Genomic DNA, 8888 nt, shown 5'->3' with positions numbered 1-8888 from the left:
CGTATCCGAAACTGAGTGCAGGCGCACCTATCCCGTAGAAGGTGGCCCTTGAGATGCAAGTTTGGCCAGCCGTCGCAGGTTCTGTACCGCGGCTGCCAGCGTGAACTCATCGGACGCGCCACTCATGCCACGCAGTCTCAGGCGATCCAGTTTCAGTATGCGCTTGAGGTGGGCAAACAACATTTCGACCTTCTTACGTTCGTGGCGAGAGCGCACGTACTCCGGCGTCGCCGCGATGCGTCGAGCCACATCACGCGCGGCTTCATGGACGCTGCGGACGATCTTGCGAATCGAAGTGTTCGGGCAGCACTTGGCTTTCATCGGACATGTCGCGCAGTCGGTCTGTCTGGATCGGAAGATGATGGTGTTAGCTTTTGTGACGTGCGAACGCTCGTTCTTGAAGGCTCGCCATTCGCTGCGTAATACGTTGCCGGCTGGGCAGCGGTATTCCTCGGCCTCTTCATTCCAGTGGAAATCGTTACTCGAAAAGCTGTCGTTCTTGCGCTCGGTTTTGTCCCACACCGGCACATGCGGTTCGATGTCTTTTTCCTCCACCATCCAGGCCAGCATCGGCGCTGTGCCGTAAGCGGTGTCGCCAATGAGGCGCTCTGGCTTGATCTCGAACTGCGCTTCGACCCGATCGATCATCGTCTTGGTGCTCTCGACTTCTGCGGTTCGATGAGCCGGTGTGGGCTCCACATCCATGATCACGCCGTGCTCGGTATCGATCAGATAGTTCGTGGAATAAGCGTAGAACGCTGGGCCGCCTGGAGCAGCGGTCCAGCGGGCCTGAGGATCCGTCAGCGACTGGCGCTTCGGTAGCGTTTCGGCCAGAGCCTCTTCATCGAGGGCTTCAAGGTACTCACGCACGGCGCGGGTGCTCAGGGCCGGATCGCTCCAGTTGACCGGTTCATCACCCGGTACGCCGCGCTGCCGACTCGCATCCGCTTTGATGATGCTGGCGTCCACGGCAAAGCCTTCGCCTTTAACCAGGCCTGCGTCCATGCAGCGACGCAGCACTTCATTGAACAACCAGCGAAACAGATCACTGTCCCGAAAGCGGCCATGTCGATTTTTGGAAAAGGTCGAGTGGTTGGGGACTTCATCTTCAAGGCTCAACCGGCAGAACCAGCGATACGCCAGGTTCAAATGGGCCTCTTCGCACAACCGCCGTTCGGAGCGGATGCCATAGCAGTAGCCGACGATCAGCATGCGGATCATCAGTTCAGGATCAATCGAGGGACGCCCAATCGGGCTATAGAAATCGGCGAGGTAATGGCGCAGGTCGCTCAGATCAAGACACCGATCAATGCTGCGCAGAAGGTGATTGGCTGGAATGTGATCTTCAAGGTTGAACGAGTAAAACAGCCGCTCCTGCCCACTCGATAACTGTCCCATCATGCTGCGTGCTTCCCTGCTGGCCAATGCAGAAATTTTGCCGCAGGCCAGACAGGGAGCTACTTTTTCAACAGAATCGGCCGTTTTTTGCCGGTCAAGGCCACCCAGTTTGCTGGTCAAATCCGATGCAAACGACTGGTCAAGTCGAATGCAAATGGGTGGTCAAGTCCATGCAATTACGCAGGATTGCCATATCCGGGGATTAACCCGGAGCATTTCTGAAAAAAACACCTCCGATCCTGTGGCGCCCGCACCCGAAAATCGATGCAGCTTCCTCCCTGCCTGAAACGCACCGAGTTCGACGAGTGTTGACAACGGCACATTTCGGATACAGTGTATCCATTAAATTTCATTGGTGTAAACCCACATGAACAAATGGCATCGTCCACAGGCAGGCTCTCGCTTCGTTTCAGTCGACGGTATGCGGATGCATTACACGCGCACCGGTCAAGGACCGCTGATCGTGATGCTTCATGGCAGCGGCTCATCGCTGCAGGGCTTCGAACAGGTGGCGGCCCGATTGTCGCGGTCGTTCACTGTTATTTGCCCTGACCTCCCAGGATTCGGATTGACCGGCCCACGGCCTGATCGGGATTACCGCGTGCCGACTTACGCAGTAGCGGTCACCCGGTTCATGCAAGCACTGGAACTGCCCGCATGCACCCTCGTCGGAAACTCGTTGGGGGGCAACATTGCGTGGAACATGGCACTGGATTTTCCAGAACGCCTTAACGCACTGGTGCTGATCAATGCGACCGGATACCCGGGGAAATCACTGCCTTGCGCGTTACGACTGGCACGTGTGCCGGTGTTGCGCGCGCTGCTGCGGATCTGGCTGCCTAGCAGCGCGACAGCCCGCAGCCTGCGGTCGGCGGTGGGCCCTAGCTCCACGATCATCGACAGCGCCATGATCAGTCGAGTGCATGGCTTGATGTCTCTGCCGGGAAATCGTTCAGCATTTGTAGACGTGGCCAATACCGATCAGAAAGATCGCAGCGCACAGATCCCACACATCACCACACCCACCTTGGTACTGCGCAGCGCCGCTGTGCATGAACAGCATTTCACCCAGGACATCACAGGCAGTGTCGAGCGTGTGCATTCAGAAGCTGGACACTTGCTGCCCGAGGAAGATCCAGCCTGGGTCAGCGATGCAATCGAGGCGTTCCTGTGTTCGGGTGCCCACCGTAACCAGGCTCAAGGATACCCACGATGAAATATTTCACCGTTCGGGGGGAAGACCGGTGCCTGAATGCCGCGACACGATCAGTACTGTGCGGCAGTTTCATCACGCTATCTGACGGAGTGACCCATTACCGACTTTCCGGGCCCCAGTGCGGCGAGCTCGTGGTACTGGTTGGTGGGCTAACCGTGCCATTGTTCTATTGGGATCAGGTCACCCAATACCTGCACCGCGCGGGCCGGCGGACCTTGGCTTACAGCAGTTACGGACGAGGCTATTCCGAGCGCGTCAAGCACACCTATAACGAACACTTGTTCGTGAGGCAATTAACCGAGCTAGTGCAAACCCTGGGACTGAATGGGCAACACCACGTTGTCGCCGCATCCATGGGCGCCCTTACGGCAATGCAATACGTCAGCGAAAACGCTGCCTGCGTGGCCTCCCTCACACTGGCGGGCCCCGCCGGCCTGGCTCCCCGGCCACAGGCCCTGCGCTGGTTGATGTCCAGCGATTATCTGGCGCGATTCGTCGCCAGACATTTGGGGCGCGGTTGGCTGAAGCGCCATGAGACCAATGACCTGGGGGACCGTACGCGGGCCCCCGAGCTCGCGGCGATGCTCCGGGACGCCTATCGATATGAAGGTTCGCTACATGCAATCTTCGATACGCTGCAAAACTTTCGCCTGTTTGACCGAGCGCCGCTTTACCGGGCGGTGGGGGAATTGCACCTTCCCATCCTGCTGGTTTGGGGGCAACACGATCGCGTGACATCGATCGACAAACTGGGCGTCGCACAAACCCTCCTCAAGCCGCAGCAGTGTCACGTTAAGGGGTGTGGCCACATGGTGCCATTTGAACGCCCCCAGGCGCTTGTAGAACACATCACGTCATTTATAGGAAGGCCAAGAAAGAGGAATGCTTTGTGAGCGAGAAAGTCATTGATGTACTCATTGTCGGCGCAGGCCCAACGGGCACCGCGCTGGCCATTGACCTTGCCAGGCGGGGACTCGACATCCGCATCGTAGACAAGGCCGCCACCGTCTTCAGCGGCTCACGGGCCAAGGGCGTCCAACCCAGAACCCTTGAGGTGTTGCAGGATCTCGGGGCTCTTGAGGACGTGATGACCATCGGTATCGATTATCCGCCGTTAGGCATTCATCTCGGGCCGCTGGTAATCCCGTGGCGAATGATGTCGCAAAGCAAACGTACGGCCGACGTCCCCTACCCCAACACGCGGCTGATCCCGCAGTGTTATACCGATTGCGCCCTGCATGAACGGTTGAAGACACTGGGGCGCCGGGTGGAATTTGGCAAGGAACTGGTCAGCCTGACTCAGGATGACGAGAAAGCCACAGGGAAGGTGACCGGCGCCGAGGGTACGGAAAGCATTTCAGCCCGCTATGTCGTGAGCGCTGAGGGTGGCTCGAGCAGCCTGCGTCGGGAACTCAATATTGACTTTATAGGGACGACCCATGACGAGGACCGAATGATCATCGTTGATGCGCGAACCACTGGATTGTCACGTAGCCGCTGGCATATATGGCCGGGCTCGGGCGGCCGCTTTGTCGGGGCGTGCCCGCTTCCGCCGGGGGATTTGTTCCAGTGGATGATTCGGCTGGGTCCTGAAGAAACGCCAAACCTCTCACCGGGAGTGATCCGCGAGCGTATCCAGGAACGAATCAAGGACCCACGCGTACGCCTGCAGGATATTCATTGGAAATCGGTTTTCCGACCCAACATCCGATTGGCTGAACACTATCGTAAAGGCCGTGTATTTCTTGCCGGCGATACGGCGCATGTTCACACGCCAGCAGGGGCACAAGGGCTCAACACCGGTATCCAAGACGCCTACAATTTGGGCTGGAAACTCGCTCAGGTACTAGCCGGCGCCAATTCCGAGTTGCTCGACAGCTATGAGGCCGAGCGCCAGCCCATCGCAGCAGCGGTGCTGAAACTGTCGACTAAAAAATACGACGGAATTGCCAAACTCGACCCCTCCAGTCTGCGTCGCGGCACGCAAGAAAAGCAGTTGGCCTTGACGTATCGAGGCGGCCCACTCGCATCAGATAAACACGCACGCACCTCAACATTACAAGCGGGTGATCGTGCGCCCGATGCTGAACTAATCGCATCCAACGGCTCCCCGGCTCGCTTGTTCGAAACAATCATAGGGCCGCACTTTACGGCTATTGCCTACGGGAACGGCGCCGCGCTGGCACTGGACGAACTGGAGTGGCCAACCACAGGCGCGGCACTGAAACGCGTGTTTGTTGAAGTGACAACTGCGCATCCGTCAGGCGCTGTATTCCGCGATGACGGCAACACCTTCCGTCGCCACTACGGCGTCACCGGCGATACCTTGCTACTGATCCGCCCGGACGGTTACATCGGGCATATCGCCAGTGGAGACAGGCTCAATACATTGCACGCCGCTGCCAGCAGGATGATACCCACTACCCAGGCGCCCGGGAGTTGGAAAACTCACGCCATGGCCCACTCGACGAGGATAGGTGAATGAGCCGGATATTATTGCGTGGCGCCACTGTCATTACCATGGCCGACAATCGACCTGATGCCGAACGCCTGGATATCCTCGTTGTAGGCGGATACATCACCGAAATGGCGAGTACCCTGGACCGGCCGAATGTAGATACCGTCGATTTTACCGGACGTATTCTCATGCCCGGGCTTGTGAACGCGCACCTGCACACCTGGCAATCGGCACTTCGCTGTGTTGGAATTGACTGGACACTGCTGGAGTACCTTGCCAAGGCACATGGCGGGCTGGCATCGCATTATTTACCGGAGGACATGCACATCGCGGCGCTGTCCAGCGCACTGAACCAGATAAACTGCGGCACAACGACCCTTGGCGACTGGTGCCACAATGCGCGTACGCCCGCCCACGCCGATGGCGGCATTCAGGGGTTGATGGATGCGGGCATCCGGGCCGTCTTCCTGCACGGTACCTCACACAAGATCCGCGAGGTCGAGCACCCGGCCCACGAAATTGATCGCTTGTTGAGCGGACCAATTTCCAGCCATGAATTATTGAACCTCGGCATGGCCATTCCAGGCCCTCAGTACTCCAGCCCCGAAATCGCCTTGGCCGACCTCAGAACCGCGCGCGATCGCAACCTCATCGTGTCGATGCATCAAAGCGGCGGGCAGCCTGGCAAGGCGTGGGAAGCCGTACGCGACGCCGGCCTGATAGGGCCTCACACGAATATCGTGCATGGCAACGATCTGCCCGATGCATGGATCAAAACACTGGTCGAACGCGGCGCCAGCTTTACGTCCACGCCCGAAAACGAACTGAGTCAGGGGCACGGGTTCCCGATAACCGGGAAATTGCTACGCCTGGGGGCTGCACCGTCTCTGGGCACCGATGTCGATACGGTGGTCTCCGGCGAACTACTCATCGCAGCGCGCATTGCGCTGGCTCACCAACGCGGTCTGGACCACCAGCAACAACGACTGGCGACCGGACTTTTCTCCCCCGCCCCCACCATCACTGGCAAACAGGCGCTGGCCTGGTCAACGGTACAGGGCGCTCGGGCACTGGGTCTGACCGACTGCGTTGGCCGCCTTGAACCCGGTATGCAGGCTGATATCATCGCCATTGATACGCAAGGGCTGAACCTGTGGCCCGCACACGATCCCATCGCCGCCGCCTTACACGCCAGCATTGCCAATGTCGAGGCGGTGATGATTTCGGGCCAATGGCGCAAGCGCAATTACTCACTGGTCGGGCCGGATATTGATCGGGTGCGGGAGAAACTGCAGGAATCCGGGCAACGGCTGCTGTACACGCTGCAATCCAAAAGCGTGATAGCCCGCCTGCGCCGGAAAATCGTTCAGAGCGTTGTCCACAGGACGCTTATAAAACAGGCTCGTAGGGAGTGAACCCCGTCTCATTGGGGCGCAGCGAAGCCGTCGCAAATGGCGTAACATGCTTATTCTTTTTGGTCGGGACAATTGAAAACTCGAAGCACTCTGGGCCGCCCGCGCCTGCCGCTTGATCGAATACTGGTCACCGCTCTCGCTATTATTGATCAGGAGGGCCTGGAAGCGCTGACGATGCGAAGCCTGGCCCAACGTCTCAACTCCGGCACGGCCACGCTTTACCGTCACTTTAAAAGTCGCGAAGACTTAATCGCACAGGTGGTCGATCGGCTGTTCGAAGAAATGGACACCCCTGCTGCTGGCATCAAAGAAGCAAGTTGGGATCAAGCCTGTCGCCTGCTGGCGCATCGAATGTTCGACATCCTCAGTCACCACAAAAATGCGGCGCAGCTTCTGCTTAAATCCTTACCCAGCGGTTCGAATGCGATGGTCCAGCGGGAACGCAGCCTGGCTTTGTTATTGGATCATGGCTTTGCGCCTCCTCTCGCGGCCCGAGCCTATGCAACGCTGGCAAGGTACGTTTTAGGGTTCGCGATCCAGATTACCGACCCGGTGGTTTCGGGCCAGGACGACACCGGGCAAACGGCCCTCTTTCGAACGCTGGACAGCGCCGTATTCCCGGCTACATTCGCCGTTGCCGACGAACTGCCAATTCCGCTGGAAGACGAGTTTTCTTTTGGATTGGACTTGATGATAGAGGGTTTGAAAGCCTTGCTCTGTTGGCGATGATCCGCTACTGATCGCGGTTGGACTGCGGCCCGGACATCGGGCCGCAGGTACGCTTGAGTCACTACAGCAGCATTTTGCAAAGACCTTGCGCGGCAGCGACAGCCAGGCCAGTGCCGCAACTGAAGAAGGTCTATCAGCAGTAACCGCCAACGTCGGCGCCTCTCATTGGGACATCCGGCGGCAGTTTCTACACAATGGCGTACGGAGTCGACTCCACGGCTTAGCGCAGGCAGGCATTCACCGGCGGCACGCGCTGGCGCCAGGGCCGGGCCTGCTCCAACTGCGCGGCCAGGGCCAGCAAGGTCGCCTCCTCGCCAAAGCGCCCGGCGAAGTGCGCGCCCATGGGCAAACCTTGCGCACTCCAATGTAGTGGCACCGACATCGCCGGTTGCCCACTGGCATTGAACAACGCGGTAAACGGCGAGTAGCTGTGGAAGCGCTCGATCAACTCCTCGAGGCTCAAACTGTCGTCCCGCAGATCCAGCTCACCGATCGGCACCGGTTCACGGGTCAGGGTCGGACTGAGGATCAGATCGTAATCCTGCATGAACAACGCCAATTGCCGGCCAAGGGCATGGATCCACTCCACCGCCGCCGCGTATTGCGCGCCACTGACCCCACCCTTGTCGCGCAAAATGATGCGCGTACGGACTTCCAGCTCCTCGGGCTGCACGGGTGCACCACGCATCCGTCCCAACAGGTCGACGTAGTTTCGCGTGCTGGCACCGATGATGGTGAACACCTGGTCGAGAAACTCGGGCAGCACCACCGGTAACCGGGCGGACTCGACCCGGTGCCCCAGGGACTCACACAGGCTCGCGGCCTGATGAACCGCCGCCAGACTCTCCATGGAGGTCGGCCAGGGCCCGAGCTGATCCACCAGGGCGATGCGCAATGGCCGTGGCGCCTGTTCCAAGGCCGTCAGATAAGGTTGTACCTGCAGCGGCGCGGCATAGGGTGCGCCCAGGTCGATCCCGGCCGTGGCATCGAGCAACGCCGCGCTGTCGCGTACCGACAAGGTGATGCAGTGGTTGGTCCCCATGCCCGCCCAGCCCTCGCCGACCATCGGCCCGGAGGGCAGCAAGCCACGGCTGGGTTTGAGCCCGAAGACCCCGCAACAGGACGCCGGTACCCGCAACGAGCCGCCGCCGTCATTGCCATGGGCAAAAGGCACCACCCGCGCCGCCACCAGGGCCGCCGCACCGCCGCTAGAGCCGCCAGCACTATGCTGGGTATTCCACGGGTTGCGGGTGGCGCCAAAGCGCGTCGATTCAGTGGAGTAGGAGGTGCCGAATTCCGGTGCCGTGCTGGTGCCGACAATCAGGCAACCGGCGCGGCGCAAGCGGGCCACCACCTCGGACTCGAAATCGGCACGAGCACCGCCCAGGGCCAGCGAACCGTTGGTCATTGCCGCCCCCTGCACCGGTGCGAACAAATCCTTGATCAAGGTCGGCACACCGGCAAACAGTCCCTCACGAGCCCGGGGTTCGAGCGCCGCTTCACGGGCCTGCTCGTAGAGCCGCTCGGCCACCGCATTGAGCTGGGGCTCAACCTGTTCCAGACGCTCGATCACCGCGTCGAGCAGCTCTATCGGCTGCACGTCGCCGACTCTGACCAATGCGGCCAAGCCGCTGGCGTCTTCCTTGTCCAACAGCTGCTGGATGTCTTGCAT

General features: G+C 59.7%; 7 protein-coding genes. 5 read left to right on the top strand and 2 right to left on the bottom strand.

Annotated elements, in window-relative coordinates; genetic code table 11:
- Window positions 1-27 precede the first annotated feature (27 nt).
- The gene (locus CWE01_RS06905) at window positions 28-1401 is read right to left on the bottom strand and encodes a transposase (RefSeq protein ID WP_100939786.1); all 1374 of its coding nucleotides are present in this window, start codon (window positions 1399-1401) and stop codon (window positions 28-30) included.
- Between the two features lie 364 nt (window positions 1402-1765).
- Between CWE01_RS06905 and CWE01_RS06900 the strand changes: the two genes are divergently transcribed.
- The 5 genes from CWE01_RS06900 (at window position 1766) to CWE01_RS06880 (ending at window position 7216) form a co-directional block, all read left to right on the top strand.
- Window positions 1766-2614 carry an alpha/beta fold hydrolase gene (locus CWE01_RS06900; protein ID WP_100939785.1) on the top strand — a complete coding sequence of 283 codons (849 nt, stop codon included), beginning with the start codon at window positions 1766-1768 and terminating at the stop codon, window positions 2612-2614.
- On the top strand, window positions 2611-3507 hold the full coding sequence (locus tag CWE01_RS06895; RefSeq protein ID WP_100939784.1) for an alpha/beta fold hydrolase: 897 nt from the start codon (window positions 2611-2613) through the stop codon (window positions 3505-3507). Before CWE01_RS06900 ends, CWE01_RS06895 begins: the two co-directional genes overlap by 4 nt.
- On the top strand, window positions 3504-5099 hold the full coding sequence (locus CWE01_RS06890; protein WP_100939783.1) for an FAD-dependent oxidoreductase: 1596 nt from the start codon (window positions 3504-3506) through the stop codon (window positions 5097-5099). Before CWE01_RS06895 ends, CWE01_RS06890 begins: the two co-directional genes overlap by 4 nt.
- Window positions 5096-6487 (top strand): amidohydrolase family protein, encoded by a 1392-nt coding sequence (locus tag CWE01_RS06885; protein ID WP_100939782.1) that lies wholly within the window; start codon window positions 5096-5098, stop codon window positions 6485-6487. The genes CWE01_RS06890 and CWE01_RS06885 overlap by 4 nt, the downstream gene beginning before the upstream one ends.
- Before the next feature lie 72 nt (window positions 6488-6559).
- Window positions 6560-7216, top strand: a complete 657-nt coding sequence (locus tag CWE01_RS06880) for a TetR/AcrR family transcriptional regulator (protein WP_218274276.1) — start codon at window positions 6560-6562, stop codon at window positions 7214-7216.
- Window positions 7217-7436: 220 nt separating this feature from the next.
- On the opposite strand, the gene CWE01_RS06875 is transcribed toward CWE01_RS06880, so the two are convergent.
- Entirely contained in the window at window positions 7437-8888 is a 1452-nt protein-coding gene (locus CWE01_RS06875) for an amidase (RefSeq protein WP_100939781.1), read from the bottom strand.

Source organism: Pseudomonas sp. QS1027, from assembly GCF_002814235.1.
In the GTDB taxonomy this organism is placed as follows: Bacteria; Pseudomonadota; Gammaproteobacteria; order Pseudomonadales; family Pseudomonadaceae; genus Aquipseudomonas.
This window is presented reverse-complemented; position numbering and strand designations above follow the sequence as displayed.